The following is a 21,884-nucleotide window of genomic DNA, read 5'->3' as shown; positions in this document are numbered from 1 at the left end:
TGTGATATCCATCACATTCGTTGTATTTGTATGAACTTATCAAGAACTAACGACAAATAATATAACATATTGATAACTAAAGACTAGGAATGCTCATAGCCAAAGAAGAAGATTCAATACAAACCAATAAATGACAATGGTAATGATAGTAATTACCATTTAGATCCATTAATATCCGCGTGTTGTTACCTATTATGGATCTAAGGTATTGAAGCCAATGTATAAAAAATCAATTTTGTCAGCCTCCATTTTAGTTGCCCTTTCCCATACTGCTTATGCGGAAGAAGCTTCTAAGTTTGAAGAAGTCGTTGTGTCGGCCACCCGTACCAACCAAACCATAAACACTGTTGCTGCTTCTGTTGCTGTTGTATCAGAGAAAGACATCGAAGAAAACATGGTAAAGGACTTGAATGACCTATTCGAGTATACGCCAGGTGTTACTGTTAATGGCACTCAACGCCAAGGCGTCCAAAGTATTAACATTCGCGGGATGGAAGGTAAACGAGTTAAAATCTTAGTAGACGGTGCATCTCAACCAGGTGTATTCAGCGGTGGACCATATTCGTTTATCAATTCTAGTGCCGTTACTGTCGACCCCGATATGCTAAAGAGTGTCGAAATTGTTAAAGGAGCAGCTTCTAGCCTACATGGTAGTGATGCAATTGGCGGTGTTGTCGCATTCGAAACAAAAGATCCGAAGGATTTCCTCAAAGATGGTAAAGACTTTGGTGGTCAAGCTAAACTCTCTTATTCATCGGAAGATAACTCTTTTAGTGAGCATGTAGCTTTAGCAAAGCGTTTCGGTAATACAGAAGCACTTATAGCCTTTACACGCCGTGATGGTGCAGAGCTACAAAATTTCTCTAAGGCGCCTTACGATAACTATTCTGTGGACAACCAAAATTATTACAAAAACGATCTATTGGTAAAACTTCAATCTCAATTGAATGACGCTCATCGCTTGGAGTTCTTGGGAGAAGTTATTTACAACGAGACTGACTCAGAGATCGCACATAAAAGTTACAAAAACTTCAACGCTGAAGACACAACCAAGCAAAATCGCATTGGGCTCAAGCACATTTGGTTTGCAGATGCAGCTATCTCGGATACGCTCACGTCCAAGCTTACATGGATTGGTAAAGAAGAAAACGGCGTCTCTAATCGCTTTATCGAAGCCAGCCCTGGTTACCCACCTTACGTACCGCCTAGTGGTGACAACCAACAGAAAAAAGATTACGAATATACTGAAGACAAATTTGAATTCGAAACTCAGTTAGATAAAGAGATTCAAAATCACTATATTGTTTACGGAATATCGTACAAACATAGTGACATCAGTAATACCAATCGCGAGTTTAATTCCGATCCTGGCACGCCAGATACTGTTTACGTTTACACACCGGATGCAAAAGAAGAAAGCTTTGGTTTATTCTTGCAAGATGAAATTTCGCTTCTTAATGACAAGCTAATTCTGACTCCAGGTGTGCGTTACGATTACTTCTCTACTAATCCTTCAAATACTTCTGAAGAGTCATTCGAGAAGTTTAGCGACTCTGCATTAACTGGTCGTTTAGGAGCAACTTACTCTATATCGCAACCAGGCACGATCTTCGCGCAAGTGAGCCAAGGGTTCCGAGCGCCATCGTTCGACGAGCTTTACTACACCTACGATAATCCGGCTCATGGCTATACCAACCGCCCTAACCCAAATTTGGGATCTGAAAAGAGTTTGTCTTATGAGCTTGGTTACCGTCATAACACTGCAGCGTCGGCAACTGAAGTAGCGTTCTACTACAGTGATTACAGTGACTTTATTGAGCAAACGTCATCAAACAATGGTGGTTTAACTGAATTCACAAATATCAATATTAGTGAAGCAAACATTAAAGGGGTTGAGCTCTCTAACCGTCTTGATTGGCATGCTATTGCTGGTCTTCCATCAGGCGTGACAACTCGCTTTGTTGCAGCATACACAGAAGGTGAAGATGGTGATGGTAATCCTTTGAACAGTGTAAACCCATGGAATGCCGTAGCTGCTGTAAATTACGATTCACCAAATGCACTTTGGGGGACAAGCCTAAAAGTAAACTACACGGCTAAGAAATCGAACAGTGATATCAACTCTGATGGTGATAAAGGCGGAATCAAAGACCAAGTTGCTTTGCCGTCTGCGACAGTCGTTGACTTAACGGCGTACTACAAACCAATGAAAGATATAACCATTCGTGCTGGTGTTATGAATCTAACGAATGAAGAATACCATCTTTGGAACGATGTTCGCGGTAAGACTGAGTTAAGTCGAGACAAAACGCAAGCTGAGCGTAATTACAACATTAGTGTTAAATACGAGTTCTAAACCTTAAAAACACAAAAGCCAGCGTAATGCTGGCTTTTTTTATGGCTTTCATTTCAAAAATGTAAAGAAAAGTATGAAAAATGAAAGTTTACTGTTTTGCCATCTCTTTTTTCACCATTACTGCTGCTGCAATGATGAAAGTGATGATCAGACCGAGTTCCATGAACTACCCCAATAGCTATGAGAAAATTTATAACCCAAATTAAGAGTCGGGCATAGTTTAACAGCTCTATATATACTTGCTACCTTTTAACCAGTAATTTACGATTTTTTCCGATTAGGATCAAAAAAGACGCAATCACGCGCCTTTTTGTTACTATTATGTAAATTAAAGATTAGGCATCTGGATAACCTTGAGGGTTAGTAGACTGCCAGCGCCATGTATCGCCAGTCATTTCTTCTAGAGTGCGAGTTGCTTTCCAACCTAACTCATTCATCGCTTTTGATGGATCCGCCCAACACTCTGCAATATCACCTGGACGACGCTCAACAAGTTGGTATGGGACATCTTTACCACTTGCGGCTTCAAATGCTTTCACCATGTCCAGTACACTGTAGCCGTTACCAGTACCGAGGTTATAGATATGAAGGCCAGCTTTGCTACCTACTTTTTCTAATGCAGCAACGTGACCATCAGATAAGTCCATTACATGAATATAATCACGTACGCCTGTGCCATCTTTGGTCGGATAATCACTACCAAACACAGAAAGGAACTCTCTGCGCCCTACCGCAACTTGAGAAACAAACGGCATTAAGTTGTTTGGAATACCTTGAGGATCTTCACCTAGCTCGCCTGTTGGATGTGAACCTACCGGGTTAAAGTAACGAAGAAGTGTAATGCTCCAGTCAGGGTTCGCATTTTGGAAGTCGGTTAAACACTCTTCTACCATTAATTTGCTGCGCCCATATGGGTTAGTTGCGCTAGTTGGAAAGTCCTCTGTGATGGGTACAGATGCAGGATCACCATATACAGTCGCTGATGAACTAAATACCAACGATTTAACTCCGGCTTCACGCATTGCATCAACCAATACTAAAGTGCCATTAACGTTGTTGTCGTAATACTCTAAAGGTTTTGCTACAGACTCACCGACGGCCTTTAAACCTGCAAAATGGATAACAGCTTCAATATTGTGCGACTTTAGTGCTTCTACCATCGCCAATTTATCTCTGATATCGGCTTTAATGAAGGTTGGCTTTACACCACATACCTTTTCAATTCGATCTAATACCGTAGATTTACTGTTGTACAGGTTGTCTAGAATCACTGGCGTCATGCCAGCTTCGATCATTTGAATACACGTATGACTACCGATATAGCCCATACCACCCGTAACGAGTACTTTCATTTTATTATTCCTTCTGACGCGAATTGGGTTAGTTTAAAGCTTTGACGTTACGATTTAAACTGTCTCTTGTAATTCGCATCCCATTAATATTGCTTGGCCTTTTCCGGCTTTCTTTGCTTGATACATTGCCGTATCCGCACTTTTTAAAACTCGAGTAGCATCGCGCTCATTTACGCCGACTAATTTTACGCCGATACTAACGCCAACTTTGAGTAAGTGACCTTTGTACTCAATTGGAGCACATATGCTCTCGAGCAACTGTTCTGCTATTCGGGTGACCACTTTTTGATTGGCGGGATTTACCAACATGACAAATTCATCACCAGAAAGTCTTGCGATTAAATCACTATGTCTCGTCGCAGATGTTAGACGCTCGGAAACTTTTTTCAAAACTTCATCACCTGCATCATGACCGTAGGTATCGTTAACTTCTTTAAATCCATCCAGATCGAGGTACAAAACTGCAAATTCGTCACGCAAGTATCCAGAGCGTTGTACTAGTTGTTCCAACTCTAAATGGAACTTAGATCGATTGGCTAACCCCGTTAAAGCATCGTGATGAGCTAAATGCTCCAATCGTTCCATCTCTTTTGCGCCGGAAAGGTCGGTAAGAACAATAACCAGATCATAGAAACCATAGTCTTCACACTTAACGATACGATTGACTCGAGCAAACATCGGTACAAACTGACCAATATGGTTCTTCTCGATAACTTCACCTTGCCAAACGCCATAATTTTCTATCGACTCGATGATACTAGGCATCATTTCCTGTAACTTGCGCCACTTTAGCGTTTGGATGAATGACTTCCCAATAAGCTGATCCACCTCTAAGCCGACTAATTTAGTGACGGCAGGGTTTGCCATCGTAATGACACCGCGATGATTAAGAACAATGAGACCATCTTGGCTGCTTTCAAAAACGCGTCCCGCAACACGTTGCCGGTTTATGGCTTCTTCAATTTCGGTGATATCTTGAATCGAAAACAGTAAGTATTCATGTGTCGAGAGGCGACGACTGGTTAGGCTCAACTGCTGTTCGTTATCTGCATTTTTGAGGTGAATATCATCGCACTCTAGGCCTCGACTCAGGATCTGACTCAGCTCATTCGGTGTTTTGGTTTTAATTAGATCACGAATATTGGCATATTTAAGTTCATCTAATTTTTTTTGAAATATTTGCTGGGTCGCCGTATTACAATGAATAACACGTCCGGAATTGTCTGTAATAACTAATGCATGCTGAACAGATTCGATAACCTCTTCTGAAAATGCGCGCTTTTGTTCTAGTGTGTCTAGCGAATGTTGCCGCTGCTTCTCACGTACTGTTAACCTATTCATCATTTGATTGAAAGAGCTCGCGAGGTCTCCAATTTCATCCTTGGCGTAATAGCGAGCTTGATTTTCCGTGTTTCGTCCGTGTGTCACATTCTCTATTACGCGGTTGAGTTCCATCACGGGCCTGAGAACAAGCCTCTCGATACTTATGTAAAAAACAGTGCCACCAGCGATCAGAAACAGAAGAAGTAAAGCGCCATCTTGAAGTAAAGATTGTATGGCTTCTACAATTGGGCGATGAGAAAGCGTAACTCTCATGCTACCAATGACATAGCCATCATGGATAATCGGCTCTAGAACATAAAGAAATTTGGTTGATAAGGCATAGCCTAGAGCGTGCAACCTACTTCTTTCGGTTTGACTTGGAACGGGTGCCAGTGCCCCACTTATCTCCATAACAGCGAATGGTTGGTCATCTTGGTCATAAAGTTTGACCCGAGTTACATTTGGCTGGTTTAAAAAGTTGGCGAGAATAGTTTGAGCTTTTTGCTTGTCCTTTGTCGTCAGCGCATCTTTAATTGAGAAAGAAACGTTGTTAATCAACTTTCTTGTCTGCTCGACCAGTTCATGCTTAGACGATTGGTATACAGTATACGAGGTGTAACCTTTTGAGATAACAAAGATAGCCGTTAAAAAGACCAGAAGAGGCCAAATAAGCTTCGCTCGTAATGACATATATATTCCTGTCGCAGACAACCACAAAAATGACAGAAGAACCATTATGCAATCTATCACCCATGAAGGGCGACAAGATTAACACGATGCTAATGCAAAATAACCTTAAATTCTCAAAAATTGGATGGAAAAGAAACGAAATACCTTAAAATTCGGATCAACTCAAATAACGGCAACATCTTTATGGACTAACGTGATCTTTTTCGCCAGCTATCTGCTCAAAAAGCTTCGTTTTCATGATAGAAGAATGAAGTGAGTCACTGAACCTAGATGCATTTTCCTGCATCGTAAACCCATTGCTTGTGTAGAAATAAAACGTATGACATTGAATAAACAGCAACTTACATTGAACTGTGATATGGGCGAGAGCTTTGGCTCTTGGAGTATAGGCGCAGATGAAGACGTGATGCCCCATGTTGATATGGCGAACATCGCGTGTGGTTTTCATGCCTCCGACCCTAATGTCATGCACGACACCATCACCCTAGCGAATGACAACGATGTTGATATTGGCGCACACCCAGGTTACGCCGACCTACAAGGCTTTGGCAGACGAAGCATAAGCATGACGGGTGATGAAATTACGAACATGGTTATATATCAGGTTGGTGCTTTACAAGCATTATGCCGGGCGCAATACACAGACATCAGTTACATAAAGCCTCATGGCGCTCTATACAACGACATGATGAAAAGTGATGCGATATTTAGAGCGGTAGTTAAGGCGGCAGCACTGTTCAAAGTACCGTTAATGATCCTAGCTTCACAGGAAAACGAAAAATACTTAGAAATCGCAGACGATTATGATGTTCCCTTGCTATTTGAAGCATTTGCAGATCGTTTGTACCAAGATGACGGCTTACTGACTCCTAGAACACAGCCCAATGCCGTGTTAAAAAGCGAGCACGCGATACTTGAGCAAGTCCGGACCTTAGCTGACTCTGGGCGTGTCAAAACCGCTTCAGGCGGTTACATATTATTGGAAGCCGACACAATTTGTGTTCATGGTGACAATGAAGAGTCGATCGCGCTGATCCAAAAGATCCGCCAAAGCCTATACGCTGGAGGAAATTAATGCATAAAGAGAAATTTAATATCTCTTTGATCTCCGAGTGCAGTATTTTCATTAAGTTTGATGAGAGTATTTCTGAAAATGCAGTAGGAGAGCTTGCTCGCAGCATAAGAGAAACTTTCGCTTCAATTGTTATGAACGTTGTCCCCTCCTATCAAACTATTCTCATTGATTACTTACCTTTTCGAATCAACGAAAAGAACTTAGCCAATGAGCTGCAACAAATCGTGAGCCAGTTTGATACTCAATCACTTAAGCTTTCCCAGCCAAATCACATTACTATCCCTGTATATTACTCTGAAGAAACCGCGTTAGATCTATCTCGTTTTAAAATGCGAGGTCTGTCATTAGACGATCTTATTACCCTGCATACGAAAACCGAGTACGCGGTTTCTGCAATTGGCTTTGCTCCAGGCTTTGCATTTCTCTCGGACGTTGATACTCAATTGCACATGGCAAGGCTTGCCACACCAAGAACTCAAGTGCCGGCCGGAAGTGTAGGAATCGCAGACTCTAAAACGGCCGTCTATCCATCAGATAGTCCTGGCGGATGGAACATTATTGGTAAAAGCCCGCTTGCGCTCTTCTCCGACTCTCCTCCTTTTATACCGTTTGAAGTGGGTGACAAGGTCACCTTTAATGCTATTTCAAAACAAGAGTTTATCGATTTAGGAGGCGTACTATGAGTTACGGTGGATTACTGGTGGAAAAGCCAGGACCGCTCTCTTTAGTTCAAGACTTTGGTCGTTTTGGCTTAGCGCATGTCGGTGTGACTCAAGGTGGCCCGGTCGACGACTATGCTTACAGTTGGGCCAACCATTTGCTTGGTAACGTAGTCAATTGCGTTGCGATTGAAATTACTCTGGGTAACGCTTGTTTTATTGCATTGCATAACTGCCACCTTGCTATATGTGGCGGTGATTTAAATGCAAAAATAGATGGTGAACCTATTTCAAATTGGTCTGACTTTACGTTGAAAAAAGGACAGAAGCTTCAGTTCGGAGTCGCAAGGAATGGACTTCGCTCCTACCTAGCGGTTAAAGGTGGATTCAATGTTGCTCAGCACTTAGGAAGCGCATCGACCGTCTTGCGAGAATCTCTAGGTGGTTATGATTCAAATGGTGGCGCTTTGAAAGCTGGCGATATTCTTCCCTTTGTCCCTCATAACTTACCGAAACGTAAACCAAGGCAAATGACGTTTCGCTTTAAACCAGATTACAACTTACCCATTAAGCTGAGAGTGATTGAAGGCTATCAGAACGAGGACTTTGATGAAGACGCTCGCCAAGCATTTTACAACAAAGCATTCATCATCTCCCCCAATTCGAATCGCATGGGCTACCGTCTTGAGGGCAATAACATTCGTCCACCTTACGAAGGCGTCCTATCAGAGGGAATTGCATTAGGTTCAATTCAAGTACCTAGCGATGGTAACCCTATTGTGCTGCTCAACGATCACCAGACTATTGGCGGGTATCCTAAATTTGGCTGCGTAGCTCGTATTGACTTACCTAGACTGGCACAGGCGAAACCCGGACAAAAAGTCAATTTTGTGAAAGGAGATAGACTAGGCTTGCAAGAAGTATGGTGCCAATGGGCTCAGTTTTTTGGGTATTAATACAACCACTGAGCCCAAACACAGCCGATTATGCAGGCATACCATAACGCACTGCTAAAGCTTGTGGATAGCCTCGCTCTTGAGTGAGTTTAATCGCGTACTGCTCGACCTCTTGTTCAGACCACTTCACAGCGACCGGATGCTGTGTTTCCACATTTTGGTTAGGATCGATGTCAAACCAGAATTGAAGCATTTTTTGCGCTGCGAGTAGTGTCGATGACGCTTTTACCACCTCTATTCTCGCGTAGTGGTTATCTTCAAAAGTCACATCTGCCGCTCTGAGTACTGGATCTGTGCCGGGAATTTGCTGAGCGCCAAATAATGCTTTTCCTCCTTTTACAGCAGAGTGATAGTCGGGAATGAACTGCGCCATGTGTTTGATGGCATTGTTCGTTCGCTCTTCTAACACTTCTTCTCTCCAGCCGTTACGGATCTTCGAGAGTAAAGGCATAGGCAGTTCAGGTTGAGCAGATGAGTTCGTGCTCTCCACTAAACCATCTTCAAACAGCGTGATTCCTTTTGTCATACCATGAAGTTGAAAGTAACCATCGCCATAAGGCGTCAATTGAGCCATTCCTTTATCGGTTCCACGCGGGCCATGAAAAATAACTTCTGGCCATTGTTGTTGACAGTCTGCCCACCTCGTAACGTAAGCGGCTTTAAACTCCACCAACCTGTCACGCTTGGCACCAACTGTGTTGTCAATTGAGCCTGTTTCAAAGCCACACGCGTTAACCAAGTAGTCGCATGTCATCAGGTAATCGATACCTTCACGTTCATAGCCAAGTTGCCAGTGTTCCCCCATCCAATCGGCTTGCTTAAACGTTGCTTGTGTGAAGACCGAAGCATTAGGAAGCGTATCTAGTGTTAAGTTGGCAATTGCGGCGAGGCGAAAAACACTCCAACCATATTCTTGAACTGCGACAACAGGATACTTTAGCGCTTCAAGATCAGCATGTTGAGCAAAAGGAATGCACCACTCATCGAAGTTTGTAGGATGACTTGGTTGAGTACGTTGCGCGAGAGCTTCTAGCTCCGCTTTTGAATACAGTTTGTAGTATTCGCTTGGCTCGCCGAGCACTTTATTACTCTCATCTTTATCAACGAGCGTCTGATAAGCACTTTTCACAACCTCTAATCGCGGAACTAGTGTGGATGGGTCTCCACCATCGGAATGAGGAACCGCGATGATTGTCGGACGAATATTCAGTGAAAGCGGATACAGGCGAACAGTATCGATAGATTGTGCTAACAAGTCTAAGCATTGTTGCTCGGAAATCTCTCGATATAAATTACCACCAGCATGCAAATGACAAATGGGTGGACCATTTACTAGTGATACGCCCTTCTCTATTACGGAAACTTTAAAACCCAGCTCCGCAAAATGAATTGCTGCTGTTGCACCTGCTACACCGCCACCAACAACAGCGATATGCTTATCTTTATAACTTGGAAACTCAGACTTCATTGCTTCACTAAAAATTTTATAAGGAAAATTCTTTACTAACGGTGGATTCTACTCGTGTTTGGACTTGATTAAAATCACAAAAAGTTCATGGGTTTGCGAAATATCCAACAGCGCCTGTAAAGTGCATTAAAGTAGAAAAAATTTGCGAAAAAGTACTTGACGACATGGTTAAGAAGACACTTTTTTGTGTCTATGTGAATAAGAATTTCACTGTAAGACCCATGGCGCAAAGCCTGCAGAAACACCCCACTTTTTACCCCATTTAGTTATCCCAAAAGTTATCCACTGTTTTTGTGGATAACTAAAATAAAAGTGTCATGGAGTGTTCCAAACTTGATAACACTCGCTGCGATTAAGTGTTTACTGGCGTTAACAATCTTTTCAACAAACTCATCACTACAAGTGCCAACGTAACAAATGTTGCAAGCGGTAAAGCTATCCACAATTCGGGGTGAATTTGTGCATTGAGATCGAATCCATATGTCATGACTGCGGCCACACAAACTTCCGCAGCGAATACCGCAACACCACTAGCAATCAACGCCATAATTCCGTACTCGGCCCACAGGGTTGTGTTGATCCGTTTCTTACTTGAACCTAATGTGCGATACAAACGAATCTCTTGTTGGCGTTGGGACAAGCTTAACCTCAGTAGCGTAAAGATGAGCAGCAGACCAGCAACAACGCCTAAAAGAGCAAGGATGGTGATTGCTGATACGATTTGCTGAATCAAAGCCTGAATTTTCTCGCCCATAGTTCGGATATCTAAAACAGAGACCGTTGGGTGAGCACGTGACATTGACGTCAACAACGCTTCATTTCCTTCTTCAATCCTATAACTGATGAGGTAAGAACCAGGTAAATTAGCCATCACGTCAGATGAGAAAATAAAATAAAAGTTAGGCTTCATGTCACGCCATTCGACATAACGGATGGTATCTACTACTGCATCGTAATTCTGACTGTTTATTACAAAGCGCAGCGTATCACCGAGTTTGATGCCTAAGTCATTTGCTACATCCGCTTCTACAGATACACTCCCTTTGTTTGTCCATTCACCCGAAAGCACATCATTATATTCTGGTAGGCTATCTCCCCATGTCAGGTTTAGCTCTCGACGTATCGCGTCAGAACCTTCTCCTTCGTAATCAATCTCCTTGACGTTTTGACCGTTGATCTCTGTTAGTCGTCCACGAATTATTGGATAAGCTTGTGACCGCGTAACTCCATTTTTATCTAGGGTTTCTAGGTAGTTATCGAGTTCATAATCACCAATGTTCAATGCGAACACATTTGGCGCATCTGCAGGTAAGGTTCTCTCCCAATCAGCGAGAATATCGCTGCGCACAAGCCAAATGATAGACAGCAACATTAAAGATAATGCCAAAGCACCAAACTGTAGACCGCTGGTTACTGGCGTCCGGTTGATACGACTCAACGCAAGCTTCATTGCAGGATGGGTTGAAACACGTGCAAACAGCTTTGTGAGTATGACGCTAACTGCTGCGAGTACCACAAACAGTACCGCTATACCAGTGAGCACGATCCAAACTAAGGTGTTATCTGCATACAGTAAAAGCAGTGGAACAACGGGAACTAGAACAAGTAACATTCGCTTCCAAGAACGTTGCGCTTTACCCTGCTGTAGCACTTCTAACGCGGGAGTTTTAATCAAGCCTAACAATGGTATACCGAGAGCAGGCACCGTAATCAAGACTGCTGAGATAAATGCCACCAAAAATGGTGTGACACCGTAACCAGGGAGTGGGTCGGGTAATAAGTCTTTGAGTGGAATGCGTAATAAATATTCCAGCCCGCTCCCTAACAATAGACCGACGACACTGGCACTAATGAGAAGGATTGTGACTTGAATAAATAACCACTTTTCAATCCATCGGCGGCTCGCACCAAGACTTTTCAACATCGCAATAGTTTGTGTCCGGCTGTTCACGTAATTTTGACAAGTAAGAACCAATGTTGTCGCCGCCATAATGATGACAATCGCTACGGTCAAAGACAGATACTGCGTCGTGCGTTCAAAAACCTCATTACTACGACTGGCAGTATCTTGCGTGCGCCAGCGATCGCTCGGAGAAAGCTGCGTATCATCTTGTAAGCTCTTTAGTATTTTATCATCGGCTTGTAAAAACAGACGGTATTGAACTCGGCTCCCAACTTGAATTGCTCCTGTTTTATCTACGTCACTTTGATGAATGTATGCAGAAGGCATTTGCCGAAATGGATTAAAGCTCAAGCCAGGTTCCATCAATACTGCGCCTGATACAGTAAACTCGGCATCGCCTATCGTGACACTGTCACCTGGCTTTACGTTTAGTTGAGTCATAATCCGCTCATCAAGCCAGAGTTGGTTCTCTTTAACGCGACCGGCCGGATTATTTTCGAGAACGAGCTCTCCCATTAAAGGGTAATTATCATCCACCGCCCTTACCGAAATAAGCTGCATACCATTATCGCTAAATGCCATAGTGGCAAATCGCGTCATCATCGAACGTTCAAGGCTTTCAGTCGAGGCTAACAACGTGTCCGGAATGGGATTAGCAGACACAAACACCGCATCTGCCGTTAATGCGTCCTTCCCTTGCTTGACGATCACCTGCTCCATTCGTTCTGCTAATGCAGAAAGCGCAAAGATACTCGCAATCACGAGAATAAGAGCAACGCTAATAGGCCAAAGGTTCCCCTGCCTTATTTCGCCGAAACTCCAACGTATCAAACTTTTATTCGGCGAGTGCTGTGTTGTACTGTTTTGTTCTGTGGATGTTGCTTCACTTGATGATACTGCAGACATTATATCTCCTCCTTAAGCTCACCCGCCTCCATACGATAGATACGGTCACATCGGCTTGCTAGATGACCATCGTGTGTTACTAAAATCAGAGTTGTCCCGTGCTGTTCATTAAGATCGAATAGCAGCTCAATCACTTTGTCTGCGGTTTGATGGTCAAGATTGCCGGTAGGCTCGTCTGCGAACAACAGCTCAGGCTGTGTCATAAATGCACGCGCTAGCGCAACTCGCTGTTGTTCACCACCAGATAACTGGCTTGGTAGATGGTCGACACGTTTTTCTAACCCAACAGCAGCTAACAATTCCGCTGCTCTTGCTTCATCTTCGGCTTCACCACGTAAAAGACAAGGAAGCGTGACATTACGTAATGCACTCAAACTCGGGATTAACAGGAAACTTTGGAAAACGAAACCTAAAGAGTCAGCCCGAATTTTCGCACGTGCTTCATCGTCCAGTTTTGATAATTCATGACCTAATAAAGTAATTTCGCCTGATGTCGGCGTATCAAGACCAGCTAGCAACGTCATCAATGTTGACTTACCTGCACCGGAAGTTCCGACGATGGCGATTTTTTCTCCTTTTCGGATGTCAACATTTACGTCTTTGAGGATTGTTAATTGTTCTTGATTAGTAGAGACTTGTTTAGAAACCAAATTGGCTTGAACAATAGGTGCATTAAGTACAGGTGTTTGCATGATTCGTATACTTTCCTTAGTTCTATTTTTTTGTTTTTCCGCTACTTCACATGCGAGCGAAAAGCTACTTGTCTTGGGTGATAGCTTGAGTGCAGGCTATCAGATGCCGATCGAAGAGAGTTGGCCTAGCTTACTCCCTGATGCGTTGTCAGAACATGGTCAAGATGTAACAGTTATTAATGCCAGCATTTCTGGCGATACAACCGGCAATGGCTTAGCACGGTTACCTCAGTTGCTAACTCAGCATAGCCCTGACATGGTACTTATTGAGTTAGGTGCCAACGATGGCCTAAGAGGCTTCCCTCCTAAACTTATTACGTCGAATCTTTCAAAAATGATTACCATGATAAAAGATTCTGGTGCGGACGTTGTCATGATGCAAATTCGGGTTCCACCTAATTATGGTAAGCGCTATAGCGATATGTTTTACGATATCTACCCTAAGCTTGCACAGCATCAACAAGTTGCCTTGATGCCATTCTTCTTAGAGCATGTTGTCACCAAACCAGAATGGATGATGGATGATGGCCTTCACCCAAAACCAGATGCACAACCTTGGATCGCTGATTTCGTTGCTCAAGAATTAATTAAACATCTCTAATTTTAATGGTCTAGCTCAATAAGTTTTACGTAACTTTACGTTAATCTATTTTCAATTCCACTCATCGAGGATAGATAACAACATGCGAATAGAACCGTTAATTCAAGGTGTTGTTGCTCGCTCTGCGCACCCCAAAGGGTGTCATGCATCTATTAAAGAGCAAATTGAATACGTAAAGCACGCCCCACAGATCAAAAAAGGCCCAAAACGGGTTTTGATTATTGGTGCCTCCTCTGGTTTCGGCCTAGCGGCACGAATAGCCCTAACGTTCGGTGGCGCTAACGCCGATACCATTGGCGTCTCATTTGAGCGTGGCCCTTCAGAGAAAGGGGTTGGGAGTGCGGGTTGGTATAACAACGTCTTTTTTAAGCAAGAAGCAAATCAAGCCGGGCGTACCGCAATAAATATTGTTGGCGATGCATTCTCTGGTTCGGTGCGCAATCAAGTGATTGAAGCCATTGAAACGTACTTTGAGGGTGAAGTTGACTTAGTCATCTATAGCTTGGCAACCGGTGTTCGACCTAAACCTGAATCTGATGAGTTTTGGCGCAGTGTCATTAAACCTATTGGTGAACCTGTCACTGGCGCTTCTATCATGCTGGAGAACGATAAGTGGATAGAAACCACCTTAACGCCTGCAACAGAAGAGGAAGCCAATGCCACCATTAAAGTAATGGGAGGCGAAGACTGGGAAAGCTGGATTGACACACTCATCAATAACGACTCTATCGCAAACGGCTGCAAAACCATCGCCTTTTCTTACATGGGCCCTGACATTACGCACCCAATTTATCTCGATGGTACGTTAGGTCGAGCGAAAATCGATTTACACCAAACCAGTCATTCATTAAACCTCAAACTCGCCAACTTTGACGGCGGTGCTTACGCAACCGTGTGTAAGGCGTTGGTGACGAAAGCCAGTGTATTCATCCCTGCGCTAAGTCCCTACCTGTTAGCGCTTTATAGAGTGATGAAGGAAAAAGGTACTCACGAACGCTGTATTGAACAAATGCAGCGGCTGTTTACTACGAAGTTATACGATCAAGAGAAAGTGCCAGTTGACGGCGAACGCTTGATTCGAATAGATGACTTGGAACTTGAACCGCAAGTTCAACAAGAAGTCCACGCTCTTTTAGAACAGATGAATGCTGAAAACTTTAAAGAGATTGGTGATTACCAAGGTTTTAAAGATGAGTTTATGAAGCTCAATGGCTTTAACTTTGAAGATGTCGACTATTCGCAAGACATTTCTATTGAATCGTTAATGTCGCTTAAGCCTTGATACTTGTTACCTGTTTCAAGGATGAGATATGTGACAACTATTCCTAGTCCTGAACACTTTTCAGGACTTTTTTTGTTTCGAGCCCTAGCCACCCTATACTTAATTAAAAAGCGAGAACAAAATAGAGCAGTCTGCATTTTTAATTCACAGGAAGTGAAACCACGTAAAGGATGACCTATATGGGGAGATTGCAAACATTAGACTACGAAATCCCTGAGTCTATGCGAAGAAGTTGGCAGGAAATCGTCAACTTACTGGCTCAAATAACACACGTACCCACCACATTAATTATGCGTATCCATCCGGATCGCATAGAAGTAAATACATCTAGCGAAACTCTAGGTAATCCTTATCGTACTGGCGATGCAGAGCTGCTTGGTAACGGTTTGTATTGCGAGCAAGTTATAGAACAGAAAGGCGAGCTTGTAATCCCCAATGCGCTTGAAGATGAAGAATGGCAAAATAACCCAGACATCAAACTAGGCATGATTTCTTATTGCGGCTTACCGCTATTCTGGCCAAATGGGGAGACATTTGGAACAATCTGTATGCTTGACTCTGAGAGAAACGAGTACAACGATAGTTACCGTCAGTTGCTTGAAACTTTCAAAGATTCAATCGAAGCACAGCTTTCAGTTGTGTACCAACAACATAAACTTCAGCGACTTAACACCGAGCTAAAGAGTCGAATTGAAAATCGTACCACGGATTTAGCCCAGTTAAGTTACTCCTTAACACAAGAAATTGATCGCCGTAAAGCCGCGGAAAAACAAGTGAGCTACCAAAAAACACATGATCAGGGGACTGGGTTTCTAAATCGCTCTGCACTTGAGAACATTGTCCAATACACCTTACAGTCCCTTGATAGTGATCAGCAATCGCTTGTGGTCATCAACATTGGTTTTAGTAACGCTCGCAGTATTCAGACCAGGCACGGGTTCGAGGTCTTTGACAACATTTTAAAAGAATTTCACTCCAGATTAACCAGACACGGTGCTAGCGGATTTATCACTGGTAGACCAAGTTCGAATGACATGGTTTTATTGATTTGGGGAGAGGATATTGAAGCTCGGTTAAATCAACTATTAGATGATATCACTAAAATTAGCGTAGATGGATTTGTCTTCAACAAAACAGAAATACATTTGCACACGTATATCGGTATAGTTCAAGCTTACAAAGATTGCAGCAATGCTAAGCGTATCCTTCAACATGCATGTTACGCGATGCTTCTATGTAAAGAATCCGGCGAACCTTTTAGTTATTTTAGAGAAAATCATTCGGCGGATCTCAATAGTCACAATGAACTGGAAAGTTACCTTTTACAAGCAGTGCGTAACGACGATTTAGTGTTGTACTTTCAACCTCAAGTAGACTCCAAAACACGTAAATGGATTGGCGCAGAAGCCTTGCTTCGCTGGAGACATCCAATACTTGGCGACGTTTCCAACGAAGCATTGATACATATGGCCGAACAAAACGGGCTTATCTTTGAAGTTGGCTCTTTTGTTCTGCGTACCGCGATAGACAAAGCGAAACAATGGTCTGAGTTAATCGATAACTTCAAAATTGCCGTCAACGTTTCTCCCATTCAATTACAAAACGTAAATTTTGCAGAACAAGTGCAACACCTACTCGACACTTTCCATTTGCCAGCACACTTTCTCGAACTCGAAGTAACCGAGAGCGCTCTAATTGCTGATGAAATAGTAGCACGCACAACGTTAAATAAGTTGCATAAACTAGGTGTGACATTGTCACTTGATGATTTTGGTACAGGATATGCTTCGTTCAGCTATTTAAAGAAATATCCGTTTGATGCCATCAAAATTGATAAAAGCTTCGTCCAGCAAATGGAAAAGTCAGATGATGATCGCGAGATCATTTGTTCAATCATACACATTGCAAAAAAACTGGAACTCCAAGTAGTGATCGAGGGCATTGAATCCCACCAACAAGAGCAGTTTCTTATTGGTGAGGGTTGTGATATCGGACAAGGTTTTCTTTATGGTAAACCTATGCCTTGTAATGAATTTGAGCAAAGTTTGTTTAATCAGCGCCTTTCTGGCGGGCAATACGCCTACTCTTCCTAAGCATTCTCTTTACTATGAGGGCGGTGGTTTCTATAATCGCCGCCCGCTTCTATTAAAAGGCCAATATCTTCATGGATCAGTTGACTGCCACGCTTAAGAAAATTGAAAAGCAGAACTACCGAGCTTATCAGCAAATCAAAGGTCAATACGACTTCACTGATTTCACTTTGTTTATCGATCATGTACAGGGTGACCCTTATGCATCGGCGTCACGTTTTCGTGCGACTCGCGCATGGTCTTTGACTGGTCTTGAGTGGCTAAGAGACGAGTCTCCTGCATTTCAAAGAGGTGCACGTGATTTTATTGCGCGTAGTTTTGAACAGTTTGCTAAACAAGAAAACTCAGTATCAATTTCACTGACAGGCCAAACTGTACTGGATAGCACCGCGGTGTTGTTTACTGAAGAAGGTATTGAACTGCGTTTTCGAGTTAACTTACCGGCTGAAGGTCGTTCAGTATTGGGGAAAAAAGCCAACAACATACTGACTTTCCACCTGCCTAAGTTTATCCGTCGAGCAACTTTAGAGCGTGAACTCGACAAAGCCGCTTTAATTAAGCACTGCCAAGTTGTTGAAGACCAAGATGCCCTGCGAGAACAGTTAGAGGCCAATAACTTAGTCGCGTTTGTCGCAAACGGCAGTATTCTTCCTCGAATTGCAGGTAATTGCGACCTTCCAATGAAAGAAGCCGTTGAGTTTAAAGCCCCTGAATCTCTACAAGTCACTTTACATGCGCCAAACAAGGGCCATGTCACAGGATTAGGAATTCCAAAAGGTATCACACTGATCGTAGGTGGCGGCTTCCACGGTAAATCTACCTTATTAAATGCAATAGAGCGTTCAATTTACGATCATATTCCAGGAGATGGCCGCGAATACATTGTTGCCGATAACAAGGCTATGAAGATTCGTGCCGAAGATGGCCGATGCGTACACCACTTGAACCTGTCGAACTACATCAACCATTTACCGATGGGTAAAGATACGGCGGACTTTTCTACTCAAGACGCATCAGGCTCAACGTCGCAAGCCGCTTGGCTTCAAGAGTCTATTGAAGCGGGTGCAAGCACATTATTGATTGATGAAGATACTTCTGCTACCAACTTCATGATTAGAGATGAGCGTATGCAGGCATTGGTGGCAAAAGGTGATGAGCCAATTACTCCTCTCGTCGACCGCATTGGTCAATTACGAGATGATCTTGATATCTCTACCATTATCGTTATGGGTGGGTCGGGCGACTACTTAGACGTTGCCGATACCGTCATTCAAATGCACGACTACCAAGCCGTTGATGTGACTGAAAAAGCGAAAGAAGTTATCGCTCAGCACCCTACTCAACGCCATAACGAGTCAGAAGAACGTTTACAGACCTTCCCACCTCGAGCACTGAACCGCGTTGCGTTGATGAATATTCTGACTGACGGCAAGTTCCGTGTGAATGCGAAAGGCAAAGAGTCACTTCGATTTGGTAAAGAGTTTACTGATCTTAGCGCTTTGGAACAGATAGAGTCAGCCGATGAAGTCAACACAATTGGCTGGTTATGGTTCCAAATTGCTCAACTTCCAGGTTGGTGTAATCATCCGGCGAAGGAGATTGAAGAAATGCTGTCTGGTGAGTGGCATGCCGCTCTTCCTAAACAAGGCGACTTAGCCAAACCACGCACACTAGACGTTATGGCTGCCCTCAACCGCATGCGAAAATCTCAGTTTAAGTCATCATGCTAGTTTTGATACGCTGACAGAGACAGTTCAATCAAAAGGCAGCTATAGTTAGCTGCCTTCCTTTATCTTTATTCTTAGCGAATCATTCGTTTCTCAGTACATTCCACGCTTCACAAAGAACTCTAAATCTTTCTGCATCGCCATTTTCTCGATCAGGATGCCAACGAAGCGCGAGTTTTCGCCATTGTTTTCTAATTTCCGCAGGCGTAGCGTCAGTGTTAAGTTCAAATAGTGACAGTGCCTTTGTCTTATCTACGCTGGCTACTGACGAACCACCGATGAACTTTTGATAAGTTGTCCAAAATTCATTCAACAGTCGACGCACTTCATCTTCGTCCGCTTCGTAATTGCGCCAATCTAAATAATACTCACGCAAAGGATCATGAATATCGATCTTATGCCTCAAAGCTTCCATCGAAGACATGAGCTGAATATCCATGGCTTCGACTTGAAGCCAGCTATCCGGATACAGAGTGTCTTGCAGTTGATATAATGCATTCATGATCAGGAAGTTTCTTTTGAATAAATCCTTATCGGGAGAGTCGTCCAGCTTTGAAATATAACCTTGTTCACCCAACGAGCTTGCCAAGGTGTGCACTTTCCAATTAGAGGGCTGTTTTCTCAGAATTTCTAACATTGGCCAAAGCAGCGGATTTTCTATTGCATGAGGCTCAATACTATTGACAGTACGTTGTCCTTCCATTCATCCTCTCTGACACGAGTTTAGGGCCCCATTCACGGCACAAAAAACATAGTTTCCACTTTGTAGCATAAATGCAAAAAGGCCGATAGTCATTCACCATCGGCCTTTGTAAGGAGATCACGTAAAGGTTAAATAACCCCTAGCTCACGTAAACGTTCCATAAGGTAGCTATGTGCAGTGTAGCGCTCAGATAACACCACTTCCGGCTTTGGATGCAGGAACAACGGTAATGAGATACGTGACTTTTCTTGACGGCCACCCGTAGGGTTGATTACACGGTGAGTCGTTGAAGGGAAATAACCACCTGACGCTTCTTGAAGCATATCACCAATGTTGATGATTAAGTTCCCGAAGTCACATGGTACATCGATCCAATCACCCTCTTTACTCTTTACTTGCAGTCCAGGTTCATTAGCAGCAGGCAAAACCGTTAACAGGTTAATGTCTTCATGCGCAGCAGCACGAATAGCGCCTGGCTCTTCTTCGCCTGTCATCGGTGGGTAGTGAAGCACGCGTAGTAATGTTTTGTCACTGTTATTGATCATTTCTGACAACGCGATAGAGAACTTCTCTTGAACGTCCTTAGGTGCGTACGCTTCAACCCAACCTAATAGCTCTTGAGCAAATGCATTGGCACGCTCGTAGTACTCTAAGATTTCAGCTTTAAGCTGCTCTGGGATCTGCCCCCAAGGGTAAACATGAAAGTACTCTTTGATGTCTTTCACTTTGTGCCCTTTCGCCACTTCAGACACAGAAGGTGGGAAGTAGCCATCTTGGGTGTCTACGTTAAAGTGAAAATCATTCTTTTGATCTGAACAGAAAAACTCATGCCAGTTTTTGTAAATTGACTCTACAAGCTCTTGTGGAATCGGGTGGTTTTTCAACACACCAAACCCCGTTTCTCGTAGAGAGGTAACGAACTGTTGAGCAGCATCGTCAGCAAGATAATCGACAGTTTCCAGTTTCATGGCTTTACTTCTTTTTTATTAGACTGAATCATGGATTCTATGGATGGGCATGTTGTAAATCAAACTTTAATGAAAAGTGCACGCGCAAACGTTTTAATGTTGAGCAGTTTGCCAATAAATCAACATTTTCAGTGATCAAAAAACCCATTAAAATATCAATTGCACACCGTTCAATTAAGTGCAATCATTAACACAATCTATGGAGTCCCACTGTAAGATAAATTGAAGGATCAAATAACTCTATGAAAAGCACCTCGACACTCTTAGGATTAACGATTTTTTATGCCATCGTGTTTTTATTTTCTGCGTTGGAACCTAACTCACGTGCAGTTTGGTTTGCGGAGATTATCCCGGCGATTGGTATTCTTGTTGCTATTTGGGCGATTTCGATTCGCTATCAGTTCAGTAATACGGCTTACTTTTTAATGTTCATCTGGCTCTGTTTGCACACTATCGGTGCGAAATATACGTTCTCCGAAGTGCCGTTTGACTGGTTTAACGACATGATTGGTTCAGAGCGAAATAATTTTGATCGCGTTGCGCACTTTTCAATTGGCCTTTACGCATATCCGATCGCTGAATACTTGATAAACAAAAAACGGTTCAACAAAGCGTTCTCTTGCTGGTTTGCTTTGTTTGCTATCATGTCACTTGCTGCTGGCTATGAGATTATCGAATGGTGGTATGCGGAGTTGGCTGGTGGCGATGAGGGAATTGCCTTTCTGGGCTCGCAAGGTGACATATGGGACGCCCAGAAAGATATGTTGTGCGATACCGTTGGTGCAGTGTTGTCGTTATTCTTAATGTCGGCTCAACGTCGATTCTCTCAACCATTCTAAATAAGGGTTAAACCCATCAACAATTGGAACCTGTACGATTTGAGCGACCTCGTATTCGTGCAGGTTTTCTATTTTCTCTTCCACCAATTCATAAAGTTCTCGACGAGTTTTGATCACCAGCAACCATTCGTTGTCAGTACAAATCTCCCCTTTCCACACATAGTGACTTTCAATAGGCATCGTTTGAATACACGCGGCTAATTGAGCATCTAGCAAACCTTTAATGATCTGATCTCGATTTTTTTCATTACTGGTTGTACTTAAAACCATGCAATAGTCATGTTTCATACTCAT

General features: G+C 43.1%; 17 protein-coding genes. 9 read left to right on the top strand and 8 right to left on the bottom strand.

Features of this window, described 5'->3' with window-relative positions:
• The first annotated feature begins 217 nt into the window (after positions 1-217).
• Positions 218-2,356 carry a TonB-dependent hemoglobin/transferrin/lactoferrin family receptor gene (locus R8N46_RS07415; protein ID WP_042520867.1) on the top strand — a complete coding sequence of 713 codons (2,139 nt, stop codon included), beginning with the start codon at positions 218-220 and terminating at the stop codon, positions 2,354-2,356.
• Between the two features lie 335 nt (positions 2,357-2,691).
• On the opposite strand, the gene galE is transcribed toward R8N46_RS07415, so the two are convergent.
• Positions 2,692-3,708 carry a UDP-glucose 4-epimerase GalE gene (galE, locus tag R8N46_RS07410; protein ID WP_005376309.1) on the bottom strand — a complete coding sequence of 339 codons (1,017 nt, stop codon included), beginning with the start codon at positions 3,706-3,708 and terminating at the stop codon, positions 2,692-2,694.
• A 54-nt stretch (positions 3,709-3,762) separates the two neighbouring features.
• Positions 3,763-5,721 carry a diguanylate cyclase domain-containing protein gene (locus tag R8N46_RS07405; protein ID WP_213972198.1) on the bottom strand — a complete coding sequence of 653 codons (1,959 nt, stop codon included), beginning with the start codon at positions 5,719-5,721 and terminating at the stop codon, positions 3,763-3,765.
• 319 nt (positions 5,722-6,040) lie between these two features.
• Here R8N46_RS07405 and R8N46_RS07400 point away from each other — a divergent pair, with 319 nt between their 5' ends.
• The 3 genes from R8N46_RS07400 to R8N46_RS07390 are packed head-to-tail and all read left to right on the top strand — an operon-like array spanning position 6,041 to position 8,411.
• On the top strand, positions 6,041-6,796 hold the full coding sequence (locus tag R8N46_RS07400) for a 5-oxoprolinase subunit PxpA (RefSeq protein ID WP_213879673.1): 756 nt from the start codon (positions 6,041-6,043) through the stop codon (positions 6,794-6,796).
• Positions 6,796-7,479, top strand: a complete 684-nt coding sequence (locus tag R8N46_RS07395) for a 5-oxoprolinase subunit B family protein (RefSeq protein WP_064369254.1) — start codon at positions 6,796-6,798, stop codon at positions 7,477-7,479. The genes R8N46_RS07400 and R8N46_RS07395 overlap by 1 nt, the downstream gene beginning before the upstream one ends.
• Complete coding sequence (locus R8N46_RS07390) at positions 7,476-8,411, top strand: biotin-dependent carboxyltransferase family protein (RefSeq protein ID WP_005376316.1); 936 nt, start codon at positions 7,476-7,478, stop codon at positions 8,409-8,411. The genes R8N46_RS07395 and R8N46_RS07390 overlap by 4 nt, the downstream gene beginning before the upstream one ends.
• Positions 8,412-8,439: 28 nt before the next feature.
• Here the strand turns inward: R8N46_RS07390 and R8N46_RS07385 are convergent, their stop codons facing one another.
• The 3 genes from R8N46_RS07385 to R8N46_RS07375 form a co-directional block, all read right to left on the bottom strand.
• Positions 8,440-9,879 carry an FAD-dependent oxidoreductase gene (locus tag R8N46_RS07385; RefSeq protein WP_042520863.1) on the bottom strand — a complete coding sequence of 480 codons (1,440 nt, stop codon included), beginning with the start codon at positions 9,877-9,879 and terminating at the stop codon, positions 8,440-8,442.
• Between the two features lie 352 nt (positions 9,880-10,231).
• A complete protein-coding gene (locus R8N46_RS07380) occupies positions 10,232-12,688 on the bottom strand; it encodes an ABC transporter permease (RefSeq protein ID WP_064354775.1) in 2,457 nt (818 codons plus the stop codon).
• Positions 12,688-13,380 (bottom strand): ABC transporter ATP-binding protein, encoded by a 693-nt coding sequence (locus tag R8N46_RS07375; protein WP_005376323.1) that lies wholly within the window; start codon positions 13,378-13,380, stop codon positions 12,688-12,690. The genes R8N46_RS07380 and R8N46_RS07375 overlap by 1 nt, the downstream gene beginning before the upstream one ends.
• Between R8N46_RS07375 and tesA the strand changes: the two genes are divergently transcribed.
• The 4 genes from tesA to R8N46_RS07355 all read left to right on the top strand — a co-directional run bounded on the left by tesA (position 13,379) and on the right by R8N46_RS07355 (position 19,083).
• A complete protein-coding gene (tesA, locus tag R8N46_RS07370; RefSeq protein ID WP_054575991.1) occupies positions 13,379-13,981 on the top strand; it encodes a multifunctional acyl-CoA thioesterase I/protease I/lysophospholipase L1 in 603 nt (200 codons plus the stop codon). The genes R8N46_RS07375 and tesA overlap by 2 nt on opposite strands.
• A gap of 82 nt (positions 13,982-14,063) precedes the next feature.
• Complete coding sequence (fabV, locus tag R8N46_RS07365) at positions 14,064-15,263, top strand: enoyl-ACP reductase FabV (RefSeq protein WP_064354774.1); 1,200 nt, start codon at positions 14,064-14,066, stop codon at positions 15,261-15,263.
• A gap of 179 nt (positions 15,264-15,442) precedes the next feature.
• Positions 15,443-17,356, top strand: coding sequence for a sensor domain-containing phosphodiesterase (locus tag R8N46_RS07360; protein WP_017634164.1), 1,914 nt, complete (start codon positions 15,443-15,445; stop codon positions 17,354-17,356).
• 71 nt (positions 17,357-17,427) lie between these two features.
• A complete protein-coding gene (locus tag R8N46_RS07355; RefSeq protein ID WP_033907080.1) occupies positions 17,428-19,083 on the top strand; it encodes an ABC-ATPase domain-containing protein in 1,656 nt (551 codons plus the stop codon).
• A 79-nt stretch (positions 19,084-19,162) separates the two neighbouring features.
• Here R8N46_RS07355 and R8N46_RS07350 read toward each other — a convergent pair whose 3' ends face one another.
• Both R8N46_RS07350 and R8N46_RS07345 read right to left on the bottom strand, forming a co-directional pair.
• Complete coding sequence (locus R8N46_RS07350; RefSeq protein WP_005376328.1) at positions 19,163-19,783, bottom strand: DNA-J related domain-containing protein; 621 nt, start codon at positions 19,781-19,783, stop codon at positions 19,163-19,165.
• A 128-nt stretch (positions 19,784-19,911) separates the two neighbouring features.
• The gene (locus R8N46_RS07345) at positions 19,912-20,751 is read right to left on the bottom strand and encodes an isopenicillin N synthase family dioxygenase (protein WP_005376329.1); all 840 of its coding nucleotides are present in this window, start codon (positions 20,749-20,751) and stop codon (positions 19,912-19,914) included.
• Positions 20,752-20,993: 242 nt separating this feature from the next.
• Between R8N46_RS07345 and R8N46_RS07340 the strand changes: the two genes are divergently transcribed.
• Complete coding sequence (locus R8N46_RS07340) at positions 20,994-21,590, top strand: DUF2238 domain-containing protein (protein WP_005376330.1); 597 nt, start codon at positions 20,994-20,996, stop codon at positions 21,588-21,590.
• Here R8N46_RS07340 and cutA read toward each other — a convergent pair.
• The gene (cutA, locus tag R8N46_RS07335; protein ID WP_005376332.1) at positions 21,552-21,884 is read right to left on the bottom strand and encodes a divalent-cation tolerance protein CutA; all 333 of its coding nucleotides are present in this window, start codon (positions 21,882-21,884) and stop codon (positions 21,552-21,554) included. The two genes, R8N46_RS07340 and cutA, sit on opposite strands and share 39 nt — an antisense overlap.

Origin of the sequence: Vibrio sp. 1874 (assembly GCF_033344395.1) — a bacterium.
Lineage (GTDB): Bacteria > Pseudomonadota > Gammaproteobacteria > Enterobacterales > Vibrionaceae > Vibrio > Vibrio alginolyticus.
This window is presented reverse-complemented; position numbering and strand designations above follow the sequence as displayed.